Raw genomic sequence first — 24,235 nt, forward strand, 5'->3', positions numbered from 1 at the left:
CATGTCCGTACGACGCACCGCCGCCGCGGTGGCTGGGCTGATCCTGCTGGCGACGACCGCCTGTGGCGGCGGCGACGAGAGTCCCGCCGCGGCGCCCGCGGCGAAGACCTCCACCTCCCAGCCGACCGACCCGCAGGCGTCCGAGAAACCGGCGGCGCAGGACTCGGCGCCGGTCCGCACCAAGGTGGTCGTGGACGCGCAGGGCGGTGGCGCCGGCCAGGGGCTGTGCACGCTGTTCAGCCAGGCGGAGATCGCCGAGCGTTTCGGCGGCGAGGTGGGAGCCGGACAGGTGAGCGGCCCGCTCGACTCGGCCTGCCAGTGGAGCGCGACGGCCGACACCGGCGGCAGCATCATGATCCAGCGGGTGCCCGCCGGCTTCTGGTCGCCGCCGACGATGGCCAAGAACTACAAGGTGCTGACCGGGATCGGCGACAAGGCGTACTCCGCGCCCGGCATGGTCGACGGCGACTGGGACGCCGCGGCGCTCCACGGCAGGTACGTGACCGTGGCCAACCAGAGCGGGCCCAAGGCCAGTGCGGACGGTGCTGTGGCGTTGCTCAGGGAAGTACTGGCTCGCGGCTGACGCAGGACGTTGCGGTACTCAGCGGACGGCAGGGAGGTCGCCGGTGGACTCGGCGTCCAGCTCGGCGGGGGAGTCCGGGGCGTGCGCGGTCTGCTCCGCCTCGTCGAGCGCGATCTCCTCGCGGAAGACGAACTTGCGGTAGGACCAGAAGCGGAACAGCGTGCCCAGGCCGAGCCCGATCACGTTCGCGGAGATGTTGTCGGCCAGCGCGGTGTGCAGGTCGAGCACGTACCGGGAGAAGCCGAGGCAGCCGGCCGCGATCAGCAGGCCGATGCCGTTGAGCACGAAGAACAGCACGTACTCCCGCTGCAGGCCGGAGCGCTCGCGGTGCCGCCAGGTCCAGTGCCGGTTGCCCAGGTAGGTCGCGACGGTGGCGATGGTGACCGAGATGAACTTCGCGGTCACCGGCCGGTCGTGCAACAGGCCGTCGCCGTGCGTGCCGAAGACGACCAGCGGGTTGTTGAACACCAGCCAGTTGTAGATCGGCAGGTCGACGACCATGCCGAGCAGTCCGACCAGCCCGAACTTGGCCACTTCGTGCACCAGGTGCTCGACCTGGCGGTACAGCGTGGTGACGATCTTCAACGGCCGGGCGACTCTCTGTGCTGACGAACGACAGGGACAGTGAACTTCACGGTACCCGCCGACCGGGCCGAGACGAAAATCCCCCGCGCGCCGAACTGGCCCCCCTCCGGCCACCTGTTGTAAGCACATTAGGCTCCAGCCTGTGAAGTTTCAGCGTACGGAGCTCCCTGTCGGTACCCCCGTGGTCGGGATGGTCGGTGGTGGCCAGCTGGCCCGGATGACGCAGGAGGCTGCGGTCGCGCTGGGGATCCAGTTGCGGGTGCTGGCCGAGGGACCGACGGTGTCGGCGGCGCAGGCGGTCGCGGATGCGCCGGTGGGGGACTACCGCGACCCGGAGACGGTTCGCCGGTTCGCCGCGGAGGCCGACGTGGTCACGTTCGACCACGAGCACGTCCCGACGGACCTGCTGCGGTCCCTGGAGGCGGACGGGGTCCAGGTACGCCCCGGCCCGGACGCGCTCGTGCACGCCCAGGACAAGGCGGTGATGCGGCAGCGGCTGGACACCATCGACGCGCCCGCACCGGCCCACCAGGTGGTCGCCGACCGTGACGACATCGCCGACTTCGCCAAGCGCGTCGGCGGCTTTCCGATCATCCTCAAGACCACCCGCGGCGGGTACGACGGCAAGGGCGTCTGGGTGGTCGACGGCCCGGACGACCCCGCGGTCGAGGCGGCCTTCGGGGCCGGCGTGGCGATCCTGGCCGAGGAGAAGGTCGACTTCGTCCGCGAACTGTCCGCGATCGTGGCCCGCAGCCCGCACGGCCAGGCGGTGGCGTACCCGATCGTGGAGTCGGTGCAGAAGGACGGCATCTGCGTCGAGGTGACCGCCCCGGCGCCCGGCCTGGACCCGGAGAAGGCCGCGTACGCCCAGCAGACGGCGCTGCGGATCGCGGGCGAGCTCGGCGTCGTCGGGGTGCTCGCGGTGGAGATGTTCGAGGCCCGCGACGGCCGGCTGCTGGTGAACGAGCTCGCGATGCGCCCGCACAACACCGGCCACTGGTCGATCGAGGGCGCGGTGACGAGCCAGTTCGAGAACCACCTGCGCGCCGTCCTGGACCTGCCGCTCGGGTCACCGGCCGCGCGGGCGCCGTACACGGTGATGGTGAACGTGCTCGGTGGCGACGTCGAGGACATGCACCGGGGGCTGCTGCACTGCCTGGCGCGGGACCCGGGGCTGAAGGTGCACTTCTACGGCAAGTCCGTGAAGCCGGGCCGCAAGGTCGGCCACGTCACGGCGTACGGCGACGACCTCGAGGACGTCCGCGAGCGTGCCCGGCACGCGGCGGCGTACCTGACCGGCACGATCGACGAGTGAGGACCAGACCATGAGCGTGGGCATCGTGATGGGGTCGGACTCCGACTGGCCGGTGATGAAGGCCGCCGCGGACGTGTGCGTGGAGTTCGGGGTGGAGTTCGAGGCGGACGTGATCTCCGCGCACCGGATGCCGGTGGAGATGATCGACTACGGCCGGGCCGCGCACGAGCGGGGTCTCAAGGTCCTGATCGCCGGGGCCGGCGGCGCCGCGCACCTGCCCGGCATGCTGGCCGCGGTGACGCCGCTGCCGGTGATCGGGGTACCGGTGCCGCTGAAGTACCTGGACGGGATGGACTCGCTGTTGTCGATCGTGCAGATGCCGGCCGGGGTCCCGGTCGCCACCGTCTCGATCGGCAACGCGCGGAACGCCGGCCTGCTCGCGGTCCGGATCCTGGCCGTGCACGACGAGAAGCTGCGGGACCGGATGCTCGCCTTCCAGGAGTCCCTGGCCGACCTCGCCCGGGCCAAGGGCGCGACGGTGCGTGACGGGGCGGACGAGCTGCGTCCCCGCTGACGGCAGCCGGATTTCCCCCGACTTCGGCGCGAGTAGCCGTCAAAACCCCACTGTCTCGTCTAAGGTCATCGATCGTGACTCCGCCCGCAGCTTCGGACACGCAGCGCATCCCGGCCAGGTACTGGATCTGGCTGTTCGGCGCGGCCGTGTCGCTGCTCGGCGATCTGACCATCGCGTTCGCCATCGGCTGGTCCGCCAGCCACTACGGCGGCCGGGTGGCGGGCCTGGTCCTGCTGCTGGCCGCGGCGCCGCGGGCCGCCCTGCTGCTGATCGGTGGCGCGGTCGGTGACCGGTTCGGGGCGCCGAAGGTCCTGCTGGTCAGTTGTGCCGCGATGTTCTTCGTCACGGCCTCGCTGGTCCCGGTCACGATCGCGGTCGAGGAGCCGATCTGGCTGCTCGTCACCGTGGCCCTCGTGGTCGGCGTGATCGACGCGTTCTTCCTGCCGTCGTCCCGGGCGATGCCGCGGCTGCTGGTCCAGCCCGAGCTGGTGCCGCGGGTGATGGCGAGCTTTCAGGTCACCGGGATGGTGTTCGCGGTCGCCGGGACGGCGGTCGGCGGCATCCTGGTCAGCTGGGCCGGCCTGACCGCGGCCGCCGGGTTCGACGCGCTGACGTTCGCGGTGATGATCGTGGTCCTGGGAATCGTCGGCCGGACCGTCGACCCGCCGCCAAAGGTGACCACGGGCATGTTCCGGTCGATCGCGGACGGGATGAAGGTCGCCTTCGGGCGACCGCTGACCCGGACCCTGCTGATCACGATGACGCTCGCGGCCGGGCTGCTGATGCCGATGGACGCCCTGATCCTGCCGTTGCTGGCCCGCGATCACCAGTGGGACGCCGCGACGGCCGGGCTGCTGATCGCCACCCGGAGCCTCGGCGTCGGCGTGATCGCGGTGCGGATCCTGTTCCGTGGCGCGTTCAACCGGCCGGGTCTGGTGGCCGCGCTCGGCCTGCTGCTCGCCGCCGTCGGCCTGGTCGGGCTGTCGATGTTCGATCAGCTGCCGTTGGCGATCGCGTCCGCCGTGGTCAGCGGAATCGGGGTCGGGACGTTCACCGGCCACGTCCTGCCGCTGCTGATGAACTCGGTCGAGCGGGAGTACCAGTCCCGGCTGCAGTCGGTCATCGTGCTCTGCCAGAGCCTCGCCCTGGTGGTGATGAACCCGGTGCTCGGGACGCTCTCGGATCTCGACTCGGTCGGGATCACCGGTGTCTGTCTCGGGATCGGGATCGCGTCCGCGCTGATCGGCCTGGTCGCGCTGACCCGCCCGGTCCTGCGGAACGCGACCGTCACCTGACCAACGGGCGACGGTCGCGTCTTCTGGCTTGCGAGATTCAGGGCTTGCCGGGAGCCCGGTACGTCCAGCCGGCCGCGCGCCACTTCGCCGAGTCGAGCGAGAGCCGGGCGTCCAGCACCACCGGAGCGGCCACCGAGCCGGTCAACGCGGCCGGGTCGAGCTCACGGAACTCGGGCCACTCGGTCAGGTGCAGGACCAGGTGCGCGTCCTCGCAGGCCTCGACCGCGGACGCGGCGTACCGCAGGGTCGGGCGGACCCGTCGCGCGTTTTCCATCGCCTCCGGGTCGTACACGGTGACGTTCGCGCCGTGCAGCTGGATTCGGCCGGCCACGTCGAGCGCGGGCGAGTCGCGGACGTCGTCGGTGCCGGCCTTGAAGGCGGCCCCGAGGACGGTGACGTTGCGGCCGACCCACTCGCCGCCGAGCAGTTCGTGCGCGACGTCGACGATCCGGGCCCGCCGCCGGTAGTTGATGTCGTCGACTTCGCGGAGCAGCGTGATGACCTCCTCGACACCGAGCTCGCCGGCCCGGGCCATGAACGCGCGCAGGTCCTTCGGCAGGCAGCCGCCGCCGTAGCCCGGGCCCGCGTTCAGCATGCCGCGGCCGATCCGCTTGTCGAAGCCGAGCGCGTCGGCCAGCTGGGTGACGTCGGCGCCGGTCGCGTCGGCCATCTCGGCGAGCGCGTTGACGAACGAGATCTTCGTGGCCAGGAAGGCGTTCGCGCCACCCTTGACCAGCTCGGCGGTCGGCAGGTTGCAGACGACGACCGGGGTGCCCTCGGCGATCGGGGTGGCGAACACCTCACGCAGCTTGGTCTCCGCCGCGGCCGACTGGACCCCGAAGACGAGGCGGTCCGGGTGCAGCGTGTCGTCGACGCCGTGCGCCTCGCGGAGGAACTCGGGCTGCCAGGCGATCTCGACCGACGAACCGGCCGGCGCCTCGGCGTGGAAGCGCCGCTCGACCAGCTTCGAGGTGCCGACCGGGACCGTGGAGCGGCCGACCACCAGGCACGGCCGGGTCAGCAACGGCGCCAGCATGTCGACCACCGAGTTCACCTGGGCCAGGTCCGCGGAGTCGCTGCCTTCCAGCTGCGGCGTGCCCACGCAGATGAAGTGCACGTCCGCCCAGTCGGCGATCTCCCGGTAGTCCTTGGTGAACCGCAGCCGGCCGGAGTCGGTGTGCTTCTTGAGCAGCGGATCCAGCCCCGGTTCGTACAACGGCGCCTTGCCGTCGTTGAGCAGCTTCAGCCGGTGCTCGTCGATCTCGACCCCGACCACGTCGAAGCCGAACTCGGCCATTCCCGCGGCGGTGTTGGCGCCGAGGTAGTTCGTGCCGATCACCGCGATGCGCAGCGGTCGTTCGCTGCTGGGCGTGCCTACAGTCATGCGGCGACTCTACCGATGCCGATGTCCGAGGCGTGACCGGAGGATGACCAGCGCGGTCTGGCAGGGGGTCCGGTGATCGTACGAGGGTGCGCCGTTCGTCACTTTCCGGTGCGGCCGGGTCCCGGTCGGGGGCGATCCGTCGTACATTGCAACTCGTGAGTAACTCATTCGACCTGTACGCCCTGTCCGAGGAGCACCAGGCGATCCGGGAGGCCGTCCGCGACGTCTGCGATGCCAAGGTGGCGCCGCATGCCGGGGACGTGGACGAGCTCGCCGAGTTCCCCAAGGCGTCGTACGACGCGCTGAAGGCGTCGGACTTCCACGCCCCGCACATCCCCGAGCAGTACGGCGGGGCCGGGGCGGACGCGCTCGCCACCGTGATCGTGATCGAGGAGGTGGCCCGCGCCTGCGCGTCCACCTCGCTGATCCCCGCGGTGAACAAGCTGGGTTCGCTGCCGTTGCTGCTGGCCGCGTCCGACGAGGTCAAGCAGCGGTACCTGCCGCCGGTGGCCGCGGGCGAGTCGATGTTCTCGTACTGCCTGTCCGAGCCCGAGGCCGGTTCGGACGCCGTCTCGATGAAGACCCGCGCGGTGCTCGACGGTGACACGTACGTGCTGAACGGCGTGAAGCGCTGGATCACCAACGCGGGCGTCAGCGACTTCTACACCGTGTTCGCGGTGACCGATCCGGATCAGCGGTCCAAGGGCATCAGCGCCTTCGTGGTGGAGAAGGGCGACGAGGGTGTCTCCTTCGGCGCCCCGGAGAAGAAGCTCGGCATCAAGGGCTCGCCGACCCGCGAGGTGTACTTCGACAACGTCCGCATCCCGGCCGCCCGTCTCATCGGCGACCCGGGCACCGGCTTCGGTACCGCGATGGCGACGCTCGACCACACCCGGGTGACGATCGCGGCCCAGGCCCTCGGTATCGCCCAGGGCGCGCTGGACTACGCCCTCGGGTACGTGCAGGAGCGCAAGCAGTTCGGCAAGGCGATCGCGGAGTTCCAGGGCCTGCAGTTCATGCTCGCCGACATGGGCATGAAGATCGAAGCCGCCCGCCAGCTCACGTACGCCGCGGCCGCGCGCTCCGAGCGCAACGACACCGACCTCACGTACTTCGGCGCCGCTGCCAAATGCTTCGCTTCCGACGTGGCCATGGCCGTCACCACCGACGCCGTCCAACTCCTCGGCGGCTACGGCTACACCCACGACTACCCGGTCGAGCGGATGATGCGCGACGCCAAGATCACCCAGATCTACGAAGGCACCAACCAGGTCCAACGCATCGTCATGGCCCGCCAACTGCTCAAAGGTCTCGGCTAGCAGGCCCTTGCGCCTGGTCAGTCGTCATCGTGGTCAGAAGCCAGGGCAGTGTCGACGACCTCGGCCAGCTCCGTGGCTGTAGGCAGCGAACCGGGGCGAGGGCAGGTGCCATAGGTGTAGTCAGCGACCGCGATCGGATGTGCGGTGCCGGCCAGGGCATAGCGAAGATCCCTGCACAACTGGCGTAGCTAAGTGTGTAGCCACTTTCCGCCAACGACGCCCGTACGCCGAGGCTCTGGCGCGGAGATTTCTTGCTCAACATGCCGGGATCCTGTGGCCGGGAATCTGGCGGTTCGGGTGGCAGAGCTGCAGTCCGGCAGAGTTCAGAAACCCGGCCATCGGTGGCCTCGACTGCACAGTTCCGTGGGCGAGAATTTTGGCATGGAGCTTGATGCGGAGCTTGAGTGGTCACCGTGGTTGCCGTTCCAGGAGGCGGTAGTGGTGGCTCCCCGAGATCCGGGCGTCTACCGCGCCCGTGAACGAACGACTCAGCAGGTCGTCTACATCGGCATAGCCGGCGAGCGTGGCGGTCGAGGCATGCAGGATCGGCTCCGGCGCTATCTGAGTGGCAAGGCGGCTGTGAGCGGGTTGGGTGAGGCCGCTCTTGACCGGGCCCTGGCCGACTCAGCTTGGCTCGCCAGATGGTTCACCGGGCTGAGACTGAGGGCCCACTTCGAGCAAGACAGTGGGCGAAGGCCGCAATCGTGCGTGTCGACCTCGAGCTGGCCTGGATCGTCACTGCGGACGGTGTAGGGGCGGCGACCCTTGAGAAGCGGCTGATCTCCGCATCTACCCATCAGCTCTGGAACCGGCGAATCTGACTACGCCGGTCGACAGTGCCATTCGCCGTAGGCCATGGCAACCCCAATGGCGATCAGCGTACGACGCGCAGATGTGGGCGGTCGTCGGCTTCGTCGAGCAGGCTGGCCAGGTGCTGCGTGGTCCAGCACAGCTCACGTGCGAGGTCCGCGTGGTGGAATCCACGTTTGCCTGCGAGATCCATGGCTTCTCGAAGGAGTGTGGGCATCTCCCCTGGGTATGAGGCGATCGGTTCGTCCGGTCTTAGGTCGGCAATCTGCGCCAGCCGTTGATGGGCTCGCCGGATGGATGCGTCGGAGACTAGGCGAAGTTCGCCCATGCGGTAGATGAGCGACTCGATCGACACGCCCCAGGTTTTGCTGAGCTGATCGAGTGCGGCGATCCGGATGCTCTTGGGCAGCAGCGGCTCGATCTCGGCGCGAGGAGTGAGAAACTCTGCGGCGAACTGGTCGGCTTCTCGTTCTTGCTGCCGGTCGCCGGGCAGTGGGTTGGGGTGGAGCAGCAGGTGGCCGACTTCGTGTGCGCAGGTGAATCGGTACTCGTAGACCGATTTGAACCTTTCCGGCGTGATGATGATCAGCGGCCTGCCGAGCGCGTCGGTGGAGTATGCCTTGACGCGTGTGATGGCTTCGTTCGTGAGCGGGATGAGGCATACGACGATGCCGCGCGATTCCATGGTTGCCGCGAGGTGGGGTACCGGTCCGCGGCCGATGGACCAGGCTGCGCGTAATGACCGCGCTGCCTCGGCCGGTGTCGCGCCGTCAGGCATGGAGGGCAGTGAGACCGCCGGAAACTGGACCTGTTTCTCCAGTGCGTAGGTCAGTTCCCACAGCTGCTCGGCGTGGGCGACCGCTTTGGCTCGGTCCTTGGCGCGCGTGGATCGCAGGCTGCGGAAGTGAGCGCTCGACGAATCCAGCCGACCGAAAGGTCGCCCGGCTGCGAAGTACTCGGCCGGGACGTTCAGCGTGCTGGCCAGTCGCGGGATGAGGTCGGGCCTGGGCCTGCTCGCTCCTGCCTCGTACTGCCCGATAGCCGCAGCTGATACGCCGATGGCCTCGGACAGTTCAGCCTTCGTGAGTTCGGCAAGCACCCGGGCCTGAGTAAGCCGTGCGGGGTCGAACGCACTGGCAATTGACTCGATTACTGGTTGCCGGCCGCCGCCGATCATGACCAGGTCTGAGCCTTGTGTGTCATCGCTCATCCGTTGATGCTTCTCCGTCGACATCGGTATCCGGGAACCTCTTCGGCGGTTCGCCGGAGGTGAAGGTACGGGTCGGTGAGGTGGAGACAGGCAGTGTCGGCTGCAGCTCGAGCAAGCTTTCGGGATCGCCGATCCACTCGACGTACCCGTCAGCGGTCAACTGGACCTCGCCCCACTGCACGGAGAACAGCCCGTTTACGGAGCTGGAGATTGCGACCAGCACCATCCGACTCGAACTCACCAGCGGATCACCGGTGTAGGCGGTGAAGCCGTCTACGAGCAGTTGCTCTTCCTCGGTCAACTGCGGGTCCGGGAGGTCGAGTGAGAGGAGAGCTTCCTGCACACCGGTCGGCCGAAGGTTGGCAGCCTCCGTCCGTGCCGATGAGGTCGCGAAGGGGGTGTTTGCCAGCTCGGTCTCTCGGCTCTTTGCATACCGCCAGGGGTAGAGCGCCACGCCGTTGACGACCGGGATTTTGTACGGGGCGCCTCCAGGCCGGGTCATCGCCGCTCCTGGCAGGTTGCCGAAGAATTCTTCGAACTTCTCGAGGATGCCTCGCCAGTACTCTCCGTACACGCTGCGGGAGCGGTGGCCTGAGGCTTCTTGGGCGTCGAGGCTGGATTCGTGCTCGTCTAGGACCAGTTTCGCGATCTGTTCGCGGATCAATGGTCCGTACTGTCCGAAGGTTTCCAGCGCCCAGCGCCGCCCTGCATCCATGTCGCCTCCCGATGGATCTTGCTCAGAGACTACACTGGGGCTTTAGATTTTGACACATATTGCACAGTTCTACTTCAGTGCTCCCCTGGAGGAGTGGCTAGCTAGCTAGCCAGCCGGCCCGCAGAACCGCTCCCGTCACCACAGGTAATGCGACAGGCTCCGCCACTACCGAGGGTGTTAGGGAGCCAGGAGTGCTTGCTAAGTAACCTGGCCAAGCATGGGGATACTTTAAAAGTCACGCTTAGAGGGTTACTATCGAAGCATCAGGGAGGTGATTGCTATGCAGGCATTGGACGTACTGGAGTCGTTGGAGCTCCTTGGGTCCGGTCAGTGGGGCCTGGTGACTGCCAGCCAGGCACAGGACGGCGGCGTATCGAAGATGCAGCTTTCTCGTCTTGCCGAGCGCGGCACGTTGCAGCGGGTGCGGCATGGCGTCTACGCGCTCCCTTCAGCCGACACGGGATCCCTGCAAGGTCTGCGGGCGGCGTGGCTTGCCACAGGAAGCCGTCCAGCGGGAGAGCAGCCCCTGGCAGTGGTTTCGGGGGAATCGGCAGCGGCGGTACACGGCCTGGGTGACCTGCTGCCTTCGAAGTACGAGTTCAGCTCAGCCGTGCGTCGGCAGACCGCGCAGGCGGACACGCGCTATCGCAAGCGTGACTTGCCGGATGAGGATGTCACCTGGGTGAACGGGTTGCCGGTGACGAGTGTTGCTCGAACACTGAAGGACCTGGCGGATGGTGGAACCGACTCAGATCATCTGGCCGGTGCGGTGCGCGATGCGGTGAGCATGAGAGATGCCGCGTCCGTCGAACTCACGCGGGCACTCACGCCCTCTCACAAGGGGTCCACTCTCGTGGATACGAATGCTCTACTCGACGCGGCACTCAAGACGTCTGCCTACCGGCCCCCGGCCGAGCTCGTAGAGCTCCTGGTGCCAGATTTCCGGGAGAAGCTCGTTGCGCAGCTGGGGCCACAGCTGCGCAATGTCTTCACCAATGCCCTTGCCGAACAGCTTCGACAGCTCGCCCCGCCATATGACGCAACAGAGCTGGCCCAGCAGCTGCTCCGCTCGGCCCTGCCGGACACAGAGGCTCTCGTCCGGACCTTGACGCAGCAGCTCCGTCCCCGCGTCACGGCGGCAGAGCTTGCCGAGTGCAGGGACGGCAAAACGCTGGTTGCCGCTGGCCGGCAGAACAAGGAAGTAGACGATGTCAGAACCGAAGTCTCAGATAGAACTGATCCGACTCAGGGCGTCTCTGGGAGCGAAGCTGGCTAGCGAGGCCCGCAAACGAGGGGTCACCGCGGATCTAGTCCGCAAGCAGTACATCTTCACGATCTTCCTGAGCCGAATCTTCCAAGACGATGCGGCACCATGGGTGCTGCTCGGCGGCAATGCACTCACGATTCGGACCGGCCACGGCCGGTTCACGCAGGATGTTGACCTGGCGCGGCAGTCGGCGTGGCGAAGCCTCGATGACGCGCTCGCCGAGCTTCGTCTGTTGTCCAGCCGGCCATATCGCAACGATCCGTTCGAGTTCAAGCTCGACTCGGTCGAGCAGCATCAAGAACCTGATCCGTACGGCTACGGCGCGGAGACAGGCAAAGTGAAGGCGAGAGCGATGCTGGCTGGCCGGGATTTTGAGAGTTTCAGCATCGACCTGACGACTCGCAGGCACGTCGACGGGAGAGTGGACAACATTCCGCTGAGGCCGATCATCGAGCACGAGACGCTGGAGGAGCTGCCCGCGGTTCCGACAACGCCGATCGAGAATCACCTCGCCGACAAGATCTGTGCGCTCTACGAGCGGCACGGGCCGGATGGTTCGGTACCGTCGACGAGATATCGCGATCTGGCCGACATCGTTCGGATCATCAAGGCGACGCCGTTCGATGCTGGCCGCCTTATGATCGTTCTCGAGCGCGAGGCCGGTCGGCGCCGCATGACGTTGCCGGCTGGGTTCATCGCACCGAGTGCCGACTGGGTGGCGGCGTTCCCGCGGGCAGCAGCGAACTTCGCGGAGTATCCGCGAGAATTGGGGGACCTTGCTGCCGCGTTGACGTTTTGTGGGGCTTGCCTGGACGGGGTACTTGCGGGGCATCGGCGGGGCGGGAGCTGGGATCCTCGAGATCAGTCGTGGAAGTAGCGCGCCGTCTTGTGCAGCCCACGAGGCTGGTTCTTGGAGCGCTTGGTCATGTCGCTGCCGGGTCCGCCTTTGTGTCGCCGGAATTGTCGTTGCTGCTGCCGGAATCGACGAGCACCCATTCCCCGCCATCAGGTTCGCGCTGACCCGTGCGTCGGAACCGTCCATGGGCTCCGAGGAAGTCGATCATGACCTGGACGGCCTGGGCCGCATCCCAGTGACTTGGTGCCGAACCGTGGTGGGCGGCATCGTTGCGAAGGTGGCTGAGCTCGCGTAGGCGATCGACAGGTACGGCCAGCGGCAGGCCGGACTCCTCGGCTATCGAGACCCAGGTGCCCAAAGCAGTGCGGTCGTTGATGCGATTGCGCTGCTTGTCCGGCAGGTGGTCGGAGCGGTCGCGGACGTATCGGCCAAGGGAAATTTCGAGCGCTGTCGCGGCGTCGATGATCGCGCGCCGGGTGGCGTAGCGCCGGTGAGCGGCACGAGCGTCGCGGCTGAGAATCTCTTCTAGGGGTGGCTCTTTGCCGGCCTGCACGAGTTTGAGGATGCCAGCCCATTCCCGTGCGCGCAGCGGGAGGACGCTGGGCGTCGTGATCGTCATGCCTAGCGCGCCGTCGTTGGCCGGCTCGATGAATGTCAGGCCATGGCCGACCGGCTCGGCATCGTAGACGCGGTGGTTGGGGTCGAGGTCCTGGCCGGTCATGATCTCTGCCCAGGTGCGTACTTCGTCGAACCAGGCATGCACGGACTCAGCGAGCAGGTGTTCCGGGCCTGCCCATGACCTGTGCTCGTAGGTGGACCGTCGACGTCAGTCAGGGCTACGCGGTGGAGAGCGGTGGCTGGCTGCAGCGATTCGGGAATGTGGGCGCCGTATTCCTGCACCCAGGTGACTTGTTCACCCGACTGTTCAGAGGGCAGCTCGATCCCTGACAGGTCAGGTGGACCTCCGACGGGAGGCTGGCCGGTTGGCATGGCGACGGTGAACCGGAGATCGCCGTAGCCGGTGGGGTACGTCGCGGAGAGCGCGTCGCAGGTCAGCCAGATGTGTACTGGAAGCTCGAAGATCGCCGTGACACTCATGCCCACCCTCGTGAAGGTTTGTCGGACCCGTCCTGCGCGCGTAGACCTAGATCGTAGAGACCGAACGCTCGACTGCCTCGGACCGGCTGGGTGCCGCATCGTTGCCGTCGGGCTGGGCGCTAGGAGATCTCGACTTCCAATTCCGAGATGATCCGGAGCCGGTGGCGTTCGAGGTGCCGGGTGCGACGTCCGACGTCGGCCCACAGCAGCGGGTGAGACGTTGCTGACGTGCGGAGTTACAGCTGGGCTGTGGCGCTGCCGGACGAGGTGACCCGTGCTGATCGCGGTCACAGTCGCCGGCGACAGAGAGGCGTCACGGCTCAGCCTCTGGAGCGGCAGCCCTTCCAAGGCGCCATGCTAATCGTGCATCCGAGAAGCTGCGCACCGTACGCGTGGCTTCGTCTCTGCGCGGGCGCACCTGCGCGGATCAGGCAATGGTGGTGAGGAAGTGCTTCACGCGAGCCATCTTGATGAAGTAGCGCCGGGCCGCGATAGTCAACAGGGTGGCACCGGTTTCGCTGAGCCATACCTCGCGGTCGCCGCCGTGTTCCTCGACTGGGTGGAGCGCGTAGTTGCGGATGTCTCGAAAGAGGTGGCCTTGGCTGGTGGATCTCGGTGACCAGGGTTCTACTTCGTTTCAGGGTCAGCAGGTGAGGTTCTGTCAGCCGGATTACCTCTGCGATGTCTCGGCCTTCCGTGGTCAATCGGTGAAGCTTCTCGCCGGACTCTGGGATGCTGCGTGCCAGGTTGAACCAAGCTGCTTCCGACGCGGCCGCGAGCAGACTGGACGAGGACAGGTACAGGCCGCGTTGCAAGGACTTGCGGCTCTCGCGGACCAACTGCTCCCCTTGGGCGCCGAGGATCCCCTTGAGATCGGCCAGCATTTCGTCGACTGGCAGTAGGGCTTCGGCAGCACCGGCATCCTCGGGAGTAACGAGTAGGAATCTCGGTGTGCTGGAAGCATCTGCGATGAAGGGGCTATGAACAAAGAGCGGGGCGCTGTCTCCACCTCCGGCATAGGTGATCGAGAGTCGCTCGGGCTGCAGGTCGTATTGGTTGCCCTCTCCGCGAGCAAGCACGCCTACTGCGGTGAGTTGTGCGACGGCACGCCGTACTGCGTGCCGTCCCCGGAACTGCATGAGGTGAGGGTCCGCAGGCTCAGGGTCCTCAAAGCGCCGCCAAGGAGCGGCTGATGCGGCCGCAAAGTACTGTGATCTCTCTGCTGGCCGCCTGGTTCCTTGCGCCTCGAGCCAGGCGTCCTCGAAGGTCGTCAGCAGTTGCGGCTCTGGGGACTCGAGTGCGCTCAGGATGACTCCGCGGGCAATGCTCACATCGGCGGCCGTTGGGGTCACCGCCACCTCGAGCGCCTGAACAAACGCATCTCCAAAGTCCATGTGCCGAGTCTGCCGCCTGCGAGGCAGACTCGGCCTCCGAGACGCCGTCGATCGGTAGGTAGGCCTCGCGCTTCATCTTCTGATTGACACAGTGCAGATAAACCGCATTTACTCCACGTGGAAGAACAGCAGGTCGATGTAGAAGTCCCGGCCGTCGACGTCGAAGTGGACCTGGCGGCCGACGAAGCTGAGCCCACGGCCGAACTCGGACAGGGTGCGCTGCAGGCTGTCGATGAGGCCTTGCTCGAGGTCGCGCTCGGTCATCGCCGCGGTGAGCTCGAGGAAATCGAACACGTACGGGTCGCGGGTGAGCTGCTGGGCCAGGTCGGAGTCGGCCGGTGGAAGCCGTGCGGGGAAGTTGGACGGCGCGGCGCCTTCGCGTTGGTGCAGGCGGTTCTTGATCTGGTTCAGCAGCATGTGGCGGGACCAGCCGTGCTCGGCAGCTGCGATGGCGTACCAATCCCGTTCGGTCTGGTCGTCGAGCCGGTCGAGCAGCACCAGGATGTGCCCCCACGGCAATTGCGCAGCAGGTTGCTGCGCAATTGGCCCTGGCCACGCACGTGCCGCGGAGGCCATGTACTGAAGGTTACGGCCTGAAAAGCCTCGCATGTCCGGAAACTCGGCGCGCAGGTCGTCCGCGAGCCGGTGGATCACGCGTGTTCCCCAGCCCTCGACGGCTTGACGTTCCAGGAGCGCCGTTCCGATCGCCCAGTACAAGCGCAGCAATTCGATACTGACGACGCGGTCACTCTACGCACTGGCCACGCTGCAGCAGATCAGGCTGACGCGCGAACAACCCGCCTCACCGCAGGCGGCCGGCCGGGGACGACCTCCCACGCTTGCCGGCTGAGTACTCGCAGTCCGCCTGCCCGGTTCGAACGCCTCCGTTGATCCCTGACAATGGGGGATGACTTTTGCTGCGGAGCGGTTGGTTTGGCGGGTTGGTGAGGCGGATGCCGGGCTGGATCAGGAGCTGAGTGATCGGCTGGACGAGTTCAACGCGGAGGCGACGGCCGGTACCGCGGCGGCTCGTGAGCTGACCGTGCGGGCTCAGGACGACGATGGCCGGTTGATCGCGGGGATCAGTGGGTGGACCTGGGGTGTGGCCGGGGGGATCGGGATGGTGTGGGTGCATCCGGATGCTCGCGGGCATGGGGTCGGTGGCCGGTTGTTGCGGGACTTCGAGGTGGAGGCGGCCGGGCGTGGCTGTACCCACGTGTTCGTGACGTCGTTCACCTTCCAGGCGCCGGAGTTCTACGAGCGGAACGGGTACCGCCAGATCTTCCGGTGGGAGGGCGTACCGACCGCCGGCCACTCCGACATCCACTTCCGCAAGGATCTTTAGAGGTCCTTGCGGAGGAAGCCGAGGGCGGCGAGGGTCCAGATCATGGCGACCCAGATGGCGGACCAGGCCAGGTACGGGACGGCTAGTGGGGCGTCGCTGAGGAAGGGGAAGCCTTCTCTTTCCGGGCCGAACTGCGCCAGGGCTACTGGGTCTTGGAGGGCATGCATCGCGCCGCGCCAGAGGCCGTCGGTGGGGAGGAGGATGCGGGAGATCGTGCCTACTTGGGCGACGTCTTCGTTGCCGAGGGCTGTGCCGACTCCGCCCACTACGCCGGCTACCCAGGTGGCGCCGAAGAGGCCGACCGTGACGACACCGGAGGCCATCGGGGAGACCACGGTCGAGAGCAGGACGGCCAGGGTGAGCAGGACGGTCGTCTCACCGGCGAGCAGGGCGAGGGCGGCCGCGGGGTTCGGCGGCCAGTAGTCGACCGTCCAGCGGACGATCAGGCACTGGGCCAGACCCGCGAGCCCGACGAACCCGGTGCCAAAGGCAACCAAACCGAGCCACTTGCCGAGCAGGAAGGCGGAGCGGCGGATCGGGCGAGCCAGAACGGCCAGTGCGATCCCGGACTCGGTCTCGCCGGACACGGTCGGCCCGGCCAGGAACGCCGTCCCCAGGGCCGCGATCAGGCTGAAGCCGAACATCACCAGGTTGAGCACCTGGGACGCGGCCAACCGTGCCTCGCCAGTGGTCAGCGAACCCTGGGCCGACTCGGCCGCCAGCCGGGAGAACCCCCACGCGCTCAACCCGAGCAGCAGAATCGTCAACACAGCAAGGGCGAGCAGCACCCGACGCCGGGACGCCTCGCGCAGGGTGAGTCCCGCGATCGTCAGCACGGTACTCATCGGTCGCCGCCCTGGTCCGCGCGGAGAATGCCGAGCAGGCGTTCCTCCAGGCTGATCCGGGCCGGCTCGACCGCGTGCACCTCGATGCCGTCGGCCACAAGATCGCGGACCAGCGACGGTACGGCGGTACTGTCGTCCTCGGCCGGGAGCGCGACCGTGTACCAGTCGCCGGCTCTCTCGACAACGCCGAGGGCGGCAAGCCGGTTCTCGGCCGAAGGGGTGACACCGGTCAGATGGAGTTTGAGTTCGCGCTGACCCAGGAGCTCGGCCAGGCTTCCGGACGCGGCCACCTCGCCGTGGTCGAGGATGACCACGCGATCGCAGACCCGTTCGACCTCACCGATCAAGTGGGAGTTGAGCAGGACGGCGACGCCACGGGACTTCAGGTCGAGCACGATGTCGCGAACGTCGGCCCGGCCGAGGGGATCCAGCGCGCTCGTCGGCTCGTCCAGGATCACGAACTCCGGGTCGGCGACCAGCGCGATCGCCAGACCGAGCCGCTGCTGCATTCCCTTGGAGAAGCCGCCCACCCGGTCGTCGGCCCGACCGGCCAGCCCGACCTTCGCCAAGCAGTCGTGGCGCGCTTGCTTGGACGAACCACGGTGCGCCAAGCGGGAGTGCAGGGTGAGCACCTCGGCCGCGGTCAGCCAGGGCTGGTACCGGAAGAGCTCGGGCAGGTACCCGACGCGGGTCCGCGCGGCTGGATCCGTCACAGGCCGGCCGAGTAACCGGACGTCGCCCGCGTCGGGATGAGTGAGGCCGAGCAGCATCTTGATCACCGTGGTCTTGCCGGCGCCGTTCGGCCCGAGCAGTCCGACGACCTCGCCTCGGCCTACCTCGAGCGAGACCCCTTGGACCGCAGGGCGCCGGCCGAAGCGCTTGCGCAGACCGGAGCACCAGACTGCCTGGTCCACCGACGACTTGCCGACCGTGGGCACGTCGACGTCGAGGATCACCGCAGCTCCCGAGCGACCTGCAGGAGTTCGTCGGAATCCAGCGAACCGGCGACCGCGGTCACGAGGCCGTCCTGTACCCAGACGACGGCCGCCATCGTCTTGTCGCGCGCGGTCAGGACGACGGCCGGGCTGCCGTTCACCTGCGCCGACGACGTGGTCACCTGATCGGCCGGGACCGGCAACGGCAGCGTGGAACCGTCGCCGGTGAAGGTCCGCAACTGGGCCGCCACCTTCTCAGGGACGCCGGGAAGCGACAACAGGTAGTCCCGAGCGGTCGCGAACGGCACGCCCGTGGACGAGGCCGAGGGAGCAACAGCGCGACCGACGATCAGCGCGGGGACGCCGGCGTCGGACGACCACACCTGGGTCACCCCTGGTCCGGCGACGAGCCGCACCCGCGAACCGTCGAGCCCCGGTGGCGGAGGCGGCAAGGTCTGTCCGGCCTCTTCCGTGGCTCGCGCTGTGGAGAAGGTGAACGTCGCAGTCAGTTTGCCGACGACCTGGTACTCGGACTTCCCGCTGACGCCGCGCGGCAGGCTCGCGACCTCCGGTACGTCCAGCCCGGTCTTCGCCGCTGCCGTCGCCACGTCGCCGACCCGCCTGAGGGTGCTGTTCCCGGTCACCTCGACCTCGCCGTACCCGCGCAGATCGGGCAGGCTCACCAGGTCGTCGGCCCGGAGGCCGATCGGTGCGAGCTGCTTGGTCTGGAAGATCGGCAGCCAGTCGTTCGCCGCGGCGGTCGCGGCCCCGGTGAGGACCAGGCCGACGGCGAGCGCCGCGACCAGGGGATGCCGCCAAGATCGGCGGAACGGACCTTCTTGCGGACGACGCATACCCTCAGCTCCCCTCGACGCAGACGCCGCACACCGCAGCGCCTGCATCGAAGATCGCTGATAATCTATCGAAAGTCAATCGATACCCATTGGCGGCCGTTAGCTCGGCGGCGAAGGTCGCCGAACCCGCATCAACAGACTGGTGAGCGCGTACAGAGCCGCCGACCCGGCCAGCGCCAACGGCAGCCCGACCACGCCCGCGACCGCGGCGATCGCCACGCCACCGGTGATCTCGCCCAGGTACTCGGCCTGCGCCAGGAACGAGTGCGTGGTCGCCCGGATGTCGCTGGTGGTCCGCGCGTTGATCCAGATCGTCGAGATCACCCGGGTCAACGGGATCGCGATCCCGGAGACGATCACCAGCGCTACGCTCCCGGTCACGGCGTCGGGTGCGAACGCGAGCAGAGCCGTCCCGCCCGCACCGATCAGCGCGGCTGTCCCGTACGACGAGCGCGCGTGGTCGCCGTCGAGCCGCCGGCCGACCACCCGGATCGCGAGTACGCCGACCAGCAACCCGACGGAACCGAGCCCGGTGAACCAGACCACTGGATCCCCGCCGATCGGCAGGCCGAGGTCGACCAGTTGCTTCGGGGCGAGCCGGCCACCCGCGTCGGCCGCGCCGTTGATGAGCGCCGTGGCCAGGAAGATCCGGCGCAGGTCCGGGCTCCGGCGGACCAGCGCGACCCCGCGCCGGAACACGGTCAGCGAGGCCGACCACCGGGCCCGGCGAGCCGCGACGAACCGTTCCTCGGTGAACCGGACCACGACGTACACCGCGAGCAGCAGCATCGCCGATCCCGCGAGGACGATCGCGAGATCGCGGCGGGTCGCGTACGCCAGGGCGCCGAGCACGGCGAGACCGGTCGCGGCACCCGCGAGCTGGGCGCGCGCGGCTCGGGCGAGGACGGAGGTGATGACGTCCGGGCGATCCAGCTCGTCGGTGATCCAGGCGATGTCGGCACCGCTGGAGAACGTCCACGAAAGTCCCCAGACCACCTGGGTGGCCAGGAGCAACGGGAACGACGTGACCAGGCCGGTACCGATCATCGCGGTCCCCATCAGGACGAGCGAGAGGACGAGCGAGAGCTTGCGGCTGACGGTGTCCGCGAGGACCCCGGCCGGGATCTCACCGAACAGCGCGAAGACGCTCTGGACGGCACCGATCAGGACGAGCTGGGACGGAGTCAGCCCGGCGTCGAGGACGAGGTAGAGGCTGGTGACCAGCCACCAGCCGTTATGGAGTGCGGAGCGCAGCCAGGTCCACCGCAGATAGGCGGTGACCAGGGGGTGGCGGAACGATGAACGGGAAGCCAAGCGTCAGGTCCTTCCGGGAACGAACGAACGAGGACACGGACGCTGGACGCATGAGCTTCTCCCTGGTGGGCGGATTCGGTGGCAGCAGTCGAGCACGCGTGCGCTGCCGCGGGCAACGGGATTTCGGGGCCGCTGCCGGGTCAGGCTTCTGCTGCCGAGTGGTTGTGATGGGCAACCTGATCGGCTGGGAAAGGCTTTGCAGACAGGCGGATCGCGGCGGACACGGCGCAAGGGCTTGCGGTCGGTGCCGGAGTTCGGTAGACCGGAGGCCTCATCACAACTCGTCAACGCCGTCTCGCCCACGGTACCGGCGGGCTGCCATCAGCAGCACCACTCGGGAGGCGCACCAATGACGAATCAGTTCGACGAAGAGAACGCCGGGAACTCCGGATACGGTGAGTCCGGCAACCAACCCTCGCCTGGCGGAGGAAGCGAGGGTTACGGCGGCGGAGACAACGACCGCGGCCAGGGCTCGGACCGTGGCGGCGACGGCGGTGGCTTCGGTGAAGACCGCGGGAACGACGGCGGAAACTTCGGCGACAGCGGCAGCAACGGCGGCGGTTTCGGTAACGACGGCAGCGATTCCGGCGGTGGTGGCGGCTACGGCGACGACCGGTCCGGCGGCGGCGAAGGCGGCGATCAGGGCGGCGGCTACGGCGAGAGCGGTGGCGGCAACGACGGCGGCTTCGGCGGTGGAGGCAACGACTCCGGCTTCGGTGGCGGAGGCAACGACTCGGGCTCGGAATCCGGGTTCGGGGGCGGTGGCAACGACTCCGGGTCGAATGGATTCGGGGGCGAAGGTTCCGGATCCGGCGAATCGGGTACCGGCGGCGAATGGCAGGACCAGGACCGGTCCTGACGGGTGCCGAGGGCAACTGACTGGTTGCCCCGGCTGACATCGACGGGGTTCGCACGCGCGGACTCGTCGCAAGGAGAAGGAGTCCCGACATGGGTGTCTTCGACAGCTTCAAGGACAAGGCCACGGACGCGGTCGACGAGCACGGCGACAAGATCGACCAGGGTCTCGACAAGGGCGGTGACATGCTCGACGAGAAGACCGGCGGCCAGCACGGCGACAAGATCGACCAAGGTGTCGACCAGGCCAAGGAGCGTCTCGACGGTCTCGACGGTCAGGACGACGACATCAGCTAGTTCCGGCCGGACGGCGTAGGAACGAGCAGACAGCGAAGAACGGCCGCGGGAACCTGCTTCCCGCGGCCGTTCGACGTGTCAGAACCGGATCAGGAACTCGCTCAGGACAGGCTCGCCAGCGCGTCGTTCCAGGTCTTCGACGGGCGCATCGCGGTGGCCGCCTTGGCCGGGTCGGGCTGGTAGTAGCCGCCGAGCTCGACCGGGCTGCCCTGGACGGCGAGCAGCTCCTCGACGATGGCCTGCTCGTTGCCGGCCAGCGTCTCGGCCAGCGGTCCGAACGCCTTCGCGAGCTCCGCGTCGTCGGTCTGCTTGGCCAGCTCCTGCGCCCAGTACAGCGACAGGTAGAAGTGGCTGCCGCGGTTGTCGATGCCGCCGACGCGCCGGGTCGGCGACTTGTCCTCGTTCAGGAACGTCGCGGTCGCCCGGTCGAGGGTGTCGGCGAGGATCTGGGCCCGGGCGTTGCCGGCCGTCTGGGCCAGGTGCTCGAAGCTCGCGGCCAGCGCGAAGAACTCGCCCAGGCTGTCCCAGCGCAGGTAGTTCTCCTTGACCAGCTGCTGCACGTGCTTCGGCGCGGACCCGCCGGCGCCCGTCTCGAACAGACCGCCGCCGGCCATCAGCGGGACGATCGACAGCATCTTCGCGCTGGTGCCGAGCTCGAGGATCGGGAACAGGTCGGTCAGGTAGTCGCGCAGCACGTTGCCGGTCACCGAGATGGTGTTCTCGCCGCGGCGGATCCGCTCCAGCGAGAACGCGATCGCGTCCACCGGCGCCAGGATCCGCAGGTCCAGGCCGTCGGTGTCGTGCTCGGCCAGGTACTCCTTGACCTTGCCGATCAGGTTCGCGTCGTGCGCACGGGTCTCGTCCAGCCAGAACACCGCCGGGTCGCCGGTCGCGCGGGCCCGGGTGACGGCCAGCTTGACCCAGTCGCGGATCGGCGCGTCCTTGGTCTGGCAGGCGCGGAAGATGTCACCGGCCGAGACGGTCTGCTCCAGTACGGCGTTGCCCGCGGCGTCGACCAGCCGGACCGTGCCGGTGGTGGCGACCTCGAAGGTCTTGTCGTGGCTGCCGTACTCCTCGGCCTTCTGCGCCATCAGGCCGACGTTCGGCACCGAGCCCATCGTGGCCGGGTCGAAGGCGCCGTGGGCGCGGCAGTCGTCCAGGACGACCTGGTAGATCCCCGCGTAGCTGCTGTCCGGGAGGACCGCGAGGGTGTCGTGCTCCTGACCGTCCGGGCCCCACATGTGGCCGGAGGTGCGGATCATCGCCGGCATCGAGGCGTCCACGATCACGTCGGACGGGACGTGCAGGTTGGTGATGCCCTTGTCGGAGTCGACCATCGCCAGCGCCGGGCCGTCGGCCAGCTCGGCGTCGAAGGAGGCCTTGATCTCGGCACCCTCCGGCAGCGCGGCCAGCCCGGCCAGGATCCCGCCGAGGCCGTCGTTCGGGGTCAGGCCCGCCTTGGCGAAGATCTCGCCGTACCGGGCGAAGGTCTTCGGGAAGAAGGCGCGGACGACGTGACCGAAGACGATCGGGTCGGACACCTTCATCATGGTGGCCTTCAGGTGGACGGAGAACAGCACGTCCTCGGCCTTCGCCTGGGCGACCTGCGCGGTGAGGAACTCGCGCAGCGCGGCCACGTGCATCACCGACGCGTCGACGACCTCGCCGGCCTGCACCGGGACCGACTCGCGCAGCACGGTGGTACTGCCGTCGTCACCGACCAGCTCGATCCGCAGCGCGCCGTCCTCGGTGATCACGGCGGACTTCTCGGTCGAGCGGAAGTCGTCCTGGCCCATCGTGGCCACGTTGGTCTTCGAGTCCGGGGTCCAGGCGCCCATCCGGTGCGGGTGGGTCTTGGCGTAGTTCTTCACCGAGGCGGGCGCGCGGCGGTCCGAGTTGCCCTCGCGCAGTACCGGGTTCACCGCGGAGCCCTTGACCTTGTCGTACCGGGCGCGGATGTCGCGCTCCTCGTCGGTCTTCGGCTCGTCCGGGTAGTCCGGCAGTGCGTACCCCTGGCCCTGCAGCTCGGCGACCGCTGCCTTCAGCTGCGGGATCGAGGCCGAGACGTTCGGCAGCTTGATGATGTTCGCGGCCGGAGTCTTGGCCAGCTCACCGAGCTCGGCGAGCGCGTCGGCGATCCGCTGGTCCTCGGTCAGGTAGTCACCGAAGACCGCGATGATCCGCCCGGCCAGCGAGATGTCCCGGGTCTCCACGGCGACGCCCGCCTGCGCGGCGTACGCCTGGATCACCGGCAGGAACGAATACGTGGCCAGTGCCGGCGCCTCGTCGGTATGCGTATAGATGATGGTCGAGTCAGTCACCGGGCTCCCAATCTGCCAACACTTCGTCATGGACCTACGTGCACCCTAATAGCCCGCCGTACCCCGGAGCGCAGGCCAGTCACCCCTCGGCCCACGGGAGTGGCGAGGCTCACCCTGGAAGCTCGTGTCCGGGCGGTGACCGACAGTGCCGGCCGGTCTGCGTCAGTCCAGGGACTTGATGATCGTCTTCAGCAGCTCGTCGGTCTCGCGCGGCGTGCCGGCGGTGACGGACAGGGCGTCCATGGTGACGACGTACTTGTCCAGGTCCTCGCGCTTGTCCAGGTAGACGGCGCTGGTCAGGTGCTCGATGTACACCACGTCGGGCAGGTCGCTGTCGGAGAACCGCATCAGGGTGAACGCGCCACCGGTCGCCGCGTAGCCGCCGGCCTCGATCGGGATCGCCTGCAGGGTGACGTTCGGCAGCCGGGACAGCTCCAGCAGGTGCTCGAGCTGGTCCCGCAGCACGGCCGGACCGCCGATCGCGCGGCGCAGCACGACCTCGTCGATGACGGCCCACAACCGGGTCGGCCGGGGCCGGGTGAGGATCTTCTGCCGCTTCGTCCGCAACGCCACCAGGCGCTCCACCTCGGCGGTCGGCAGCGGCGCCTCGGCGTGGCCGAGCTGGCTGACGGCGCGGGCGTACTCCTCGGTCTGCAACAGGCCGGGGACGAACTGCACCTCGAACGTCCGGATCAGCGTCGCCGCCTCCTCCAGGCCCACGTAGGAGTGGAACCAGGTCGGCGTCAGGTCGTCGTAGCGCTGCCACCAGCCCGGGTTGTTGGCCTGGTCGGCGAGGTCCAGCAACCGGTTCCGCTCGTCGGCGTCGGCGACCTTGTAGAGGGTGAGCAGATCGGCGACGTCGCGGGACTTGAAGCCGACCCGGCCCAGCTCGAGCCGGCTGATCTTGGACTCCGAGCCGCGGATCGCCCAGCCGGCGTCGGCCCGGCTGATCCCGGCCTCCTCGCGCATCCGGCGAAGGTGCGCGCCGAGCATGATCCGCAGAGCGGTAGGGCCGCCCGGCGTGCCCTGCTCCTCGGCCACGACCCGCCTCCCATCGACTCCCCGCGAAACCGCACGGACGATCCTTTCACGTCCGGACGGTGCTTGTAGAGAGCCGACTCGCT

Annotated in this window: 22 protein-coding genes; 10 read left to right on the top strand and 12 right to left on the bottom strand. The window is 68.1% G+C overall.

Annotated elements, in window-relative coordinates; all coding sequences use genetic code 11:
* Position 1 precedes the first annotated feature (1 nt).
* Complete coding sequence (locus tag FB561_RS15810) at positions 2 to 583, top strand: DUF3558 domain-containing protein (protein ID WP_145807398.1); 582 nt, start codon at positions 2 to 4, stop codon at positions 581 to 583.
* An 18-nt stretch (positions 584 to 601) separates the two neighbouring features.
* Here the strand turns inward: FB561_RS15810 and FB561_RS15815 are convergent, their stop codons facing one another.
* Positions 602 to 1,168, bottom strand: a complete 567-nt coding sequence (locus tag FB561_RS15815; protein WP_145807400.1) for a GtrA family protein — start codon at positions 1,166 to 1,168, stop codon at positions 602 to 604.
* A gap of 142 nt (positions 1,169 to 1,310) precedes the next feature.
* Between FB561_RS15815 and FB561_RS15820 the strand changes: the two genes are divergently transcribed.
* The 3 genes from FB561_RS15820 (at position 1,311) to FB561_RS15830 (ending at position 4,292) form a co-directional block, all read left to right on the top strand.
* Positions 1,311 to 2,483 (top strand): 5-(carboxyamino)imidazole ribonucleotide synthase, encoded by a 1,173-nt coding sequence (locus FB561_RS15820; RefSeq protein ID WP_145807402.1) that lies wholly within the window; start codon positions 1,311 to 1,313, stop codon positions 2,481 to 2,483.
* Positions 2,484 to 2,493: 10 nt separating this feature from the next.
* Positions 2,494 to 2,997: a 5-(carboxyamino)imidazole ribonucleotide mutase gene (gene purE / locus FB561_RS15825; RefSeq protein ID WP_145807404.1), complete on the top strand. Its 504-nt coding sequence runs from the start codon at positions 2,494 to 2,496 to the stop codon at positions 2,995 to 2,997.
* Between the two features lie 74 nt (positions 2,998 to 3,071).
* Entirely contained in the window at positions 3,072 to 4,292 is a 1,221-nt protein-coding gene (locus tag FB561_RS15830) for an MFS transporter (RefSeq protein ID WP_145807406.1), read from the top strand.
* Between the two features lie 37 nt (positions 4,293 to 4,329).
* Here FB561_RS15830 and FB561_RS15835 read toward each other — a convergent pair whose 3' ends face one another.
* A complete protein-coding gene (locus tag FB561_RS15835) occupies positions 4,330 to 5,676 on the bottom strand; it encodes a UDP-glucose dehydrogenase family protein (protein WP_202880629.1) in 1,347 nt (448 codons plus the stop codon).
* Between the two features lie 155 nt (positions 5,677 to 5,831).
* Here FB561_RS15835 and FB561_RS15840 point away from each other — a divergent pair, with 155 nt between their 5' ends.
* Entirely contained in the window at positions 5,832 to 6,995 is a 1,164-nt protein-coding gene (locus FB561_RS15840; protein ID WP_145807408.1) for an acyl-CoA dehydrogenase family protein, read from the top strand.
* Positions 6,996 to 7,869: 874 nt separating this feature from the next.
* Here FB561_RS15840 and FB561_RS15845 read toward each other — a convergent pair.
* Together FB561_RS15845 and FB561_RS15850 are read right to left on the bottom strand one after the other, a co-directional pair.
* On the bottom strand, positions 7,870 to 9,039 hold the full coding sequence (locus tag FB561_RS15845; RefSeq protein ID WP_238334835.1) for an XRE family transcriptional regulator: 1,170 nt from the start codon (positions 9,037 to 9,039) through the stop codon (positions 7,870 to 7,872).
* Complete coding sequence (locus FB561_RS15850; protein WP_145807412.1) at positions 9,005 to 9,730, bottom strand: hypothetical protein; 726 nt, start codon at positions 9,728 to 9,730, stop codon at positions 9,005 to 9,007. Before FB561_RS15850 ends, FB561_RS15845 begins: the two co-directional genes overlap by 35 nt.
* Before the next feature lie 280 nt (positions 9,731 to 10,010).
* Here FB561_RS15850 and FB561_RS15855 point away from each other — a divergent pair, with 280 nt between their 5' ends.
* Both FB561_RS15855 and FB561_RS15860 read left to right on the top strand, forming a co-directional pair.
* Positions 10,011 to 11,006 (top strand): type IV toxin-antitoxin system AbiEi family antitoxin domain-containing protein, encoded by a 996-nt coding sequence (locus FB561_RS15855; protein ID WP_145807414.1) that lies wholly within the window; start codon positions 10,011 to 10,013, stop codon positions 11,004 to 11,006.
* The gene (locus FB561_RS15860) at positions 10,939 to 11,874 is read left to right on the top strand and encodes a nucleotidyl transferase AbiEii/AbiGii toxin family protein (RefSeq protein WP_145807416.1); all 936 of its coding nucleotides are present in this window, start codon (positions 10,939 to 10,941) and stop codon (positions 11,872 to 11,874) included. Before FB561_RS15855 ends, FB561_RS15860 begins: the two co-directional genes overlap by 68 nt.
* 46 nt (positions 11,875 to 11,920) lie before the next feature.
* Here FB561_RS15860 and FB561_RS15865 read toward each other — a convergent pair whose 3' ends face one another.
* On the bottom strand, positions 11,921 to 12,616 hold the full coding sequence (locus tag FB561_RS15865; protein WP_202880630.1) for a hypothetical protein: 696 nt from the start codon (positions 12,614 to 12,616) through the stop codon (positions 11,921 to 11,923).
* A gap of 1,837 nt (positions 12,617 to 14,453) precedes the next feature.
* On the bottom strand, positions 14,454 to 15,071 hold the full coding sequence (locus FB561_RS15870; RefSeq protein ID WP_272952544.1) for a PDDEXK nuclease domain-containing protein: 618 nt from the start codon (positions 15,069 to 15,071) through the stop codon (positions 14,454 to 14,456).
* 181 nt (positions 15,072 to 15,252) lie between these two features.
* Between FB561_RS15870 and FB561_RS15875 the strand changes: the two genes are divergently transcribed.
* Positions 15,253 to 15,690 (top strand): GNAT family N-acetyltransferase, encoded by a 438-nt coding sequence (locus tag FB561_RS15875; RefSeq protein WP_145807420.1) that lies wholly within the window; start codon positions 15,253 to 15,255, stop codon positions 15,688 to 15,690.
* On the opposite strand, the gene FB561_RS15880 is transcribed toward FB561_RS15875, so the two are convergent.
* The 4 genes from FB561_RS15880 to FB561_RS15895 all read right to left on the bottom strand — a co-directional run bounded on the left by FB561_RS15880 (position 15,687) and on the right by FB561_RS15895 (position 19,638).
* Positions 15,687 to 16,535, bottom strand: coding sequence for an ABC transporter permease (locus FB561_RS15880; protein WP_145807422.1), 849 nt, complete (start codon positions 16,533 to 16,535; stop codon positions 15,687 to 15,689). The two genes, FB561_RS15875 and FB561_RS15880, sit on opposite strands and share 4 nt — an antisense overlap.
* Complete coding sequence (locus tag FB561_RS15885; protein ID WP_145807424.1) at positions 16,532 to 17,491, bottom strand: ABC transporter ATP-binding protein; 960 nt, start codon at positions 17,489 to 17,491, stop codon at positions 16,532 to 16,534. Before FB561_RS15885 ends, FB561_RS15880 begins: the two co-directional genes overlap by 4 nt.
* Positions 17,488 to 18,324, bottom strand: coding sequence for a hypothetical protein (locus tag FB561_RS15890; protein ID WP_145807426.1), 837 nt, complete (start codon positions 18,322 to 18,324; stop codon positions 17,488 to 17,490). The genes FB561_RS15885 and FB561_RS15890 overlap by 4 nt, the downstream gene beginning before the upstream one ends.
* A gap of 99 nt (positions 18,325 to 18,423) precedes the next feature.
* The gene (locus FB561_RS15895; RefSeq protein WP_238334836.1) at positions 18,424 to 19,638 is read right to left on the bottom strand and encodes an MFS transporter; all 1,215 of its coding nucleotides are present in this window, start codon (positions 19,636 to 19,638) and stop codon (positions 18,424 to 18,426) included.
* A gap of 349 nt (positions 19,639 to 19,987) precedes the next feature.
* Between FB561_RS15895 and FB561_RS37910 the strand changes: the two genes are divergently transcribed.
* Positions 19,988 to 20,497, top strand: a complete 510-nt coding sequence (locus tag FB561_RS37910) for a hypothetical protein (RefSeq protein ID WP_170284685.1) — start codon at positions 19,988 to 19,990, stop codon at positions 20,495 to 20,497.
* Positions 20,498 to 20,586: 89 nt separating this feature from the next.
* Positions 20,587 to 20,790, top strand: a complete 204-nt coding sequence (locus FB561_RS15900) for an antitoxin (RefSeq protein ID WP_145807428.1) — start codon at positions 20,587 to 20,589, stop codon at positions 20,788 to 20,790.
* Positions 20,791 to 20,891: 101 nt separating this feature from the next.
* Here FB561_RS15900 and FB561_RS15905 read toward each other — a convergent pair whose 3' ends face one another.
* Both FB561_RS15905 and FB561_RS15910 read right to left on the bottom strand, forming a co-directional pair.
* Entirely contained in the window at positions 20,892 to 23,111 is a 2,220-nt protein-coding gene (locus FB561_RS15905) for an NADP-dependent isocitrate dehydrogenase (protein WP_145807430.1), read from the bottom strand.
* A gap of 162 nt (positions 23,112 to 23,273) precedes the next feature.
* Complete coding sequence (locus tag FB561_RS15910; RefSeq protein WP_145813090.1) at positions 23,274 to 24,104, bottom strand: helix-turn-helix domain-containing protein; 831 nt, start codon at positions 24,102 to 24,104, stop codon at positions 23,274 to 23,276.
* Between the last annotated feature and the right edge of the window lie 131 nt (positions 24,105 to 24,235).

The sequence above is a fragment of the Kribbella amoyensis genome (assembly GCF_007828865.1).
GTDB lineage: Bacteria > Actinomycetota > Actinomycetes > Propionibacteriales > Kribbellaceae > Kribbella > Kribbella amoyensis.

What these genes read in the sequence shown, in the direction of transcription:
- FB561_RS15910 (WP_145813090.1), bottom strand. Translation starts at nt 24,104, where the DNA reads ATGCTCGGCGCGCACCTTCGCCGGATGCGCGAGGAGGCCGGGATCAGC.
- FB561_RS15810 (WP_145807398.1), top strand. Translation starts at nt 2, where the DNA reads ATGTCCGTACGACGCACCGCCGCCGCGGTGGCTGGGCTGATCCTGCTG.
- FB561_RS15845 (WP_238334835.1), bottom strand. Translation starts at nt 9,039, where the DNA reads ATGTCGACGGAGAAGCATCAACGGATGAGCGATGACACACAAGGCTCA.
- FB561_RS37910 (WP_170284685.1), top strand. Translation starts at nt 19,988, where the DNA reads ATGACGAATCAGTTCGACGAAGAGAACGCCGGGAACTCCGGATACGGT.
- FB561_RS15835 (WP_202880629.1), bottom strand. Translation starts at nt 5,676, where the DNA reads ATGACTGTAGGCACGCCCAGCAGCGAACGACCGCTGCGCATCGCGGTG.
- FB561_RS15850 (WP_145807412.1), bottom strand. Translation starts at nt 9,730, where the DNA reads ATGGATGCAGGGCGGCGCTGGGCGCTGGAAACCTTCGGACAGTACGGA.
- FB561_RS15875 (WP_145807420.1), top strand. Translation starts at nt 15,253, where the DNA reads ATGACTTTTGCTGCGGAGCGGTTGGTTTGGCGGGTTGGTGAGGCGGAT.
- purE (WP_145807404.1), top strand. Translation starts at nt 2,494, where the DNA reads ATGAGCGTGGGCATCGTGATGGGGTCGGACTCCGACTGGCCGGTGATG.
- FB561_RS15860 (WP_145807416.1), top strand. Translation starts at nt 10,939, where the DNA reads ATGTCAGAACCGAAGTCTCAGATAGAACTGATCCGACTCAGGGCGTCT.
- FB561_RS15880 (WP_145807422.1), bottom strand. Translation starts at nt 16,535, where the DNA reads ATGAGTACCGTGCTGACGATCGCGGGACTCACCCTGCGCGAGGCGTCC.
- FB561_RS15890 (WP_145807426.1), bottom strand. Translation starts at nt 18,324, where the DNA reads ATGCGTCGTCCGCAAGAAGGTCCGTTCCGCCGATCTTGGCGGCATCCC.
- FB561_RS15855 (WP_145807414.1), top strand. Translation starts at nt 10,011, where the DNA reads ATGCAGGCATTGGACGTACTGGAGTCGTTGGAGCTCCTTGGGTCCGGT.
- FB561_RS15900 (WP_145807428.1), top strand. Translation starts at nt 20,587, where the DNA reads ATGGGTGTCTTCGACAGCTTCAAGGACAAGGCCACGGACGCGGTCGAC.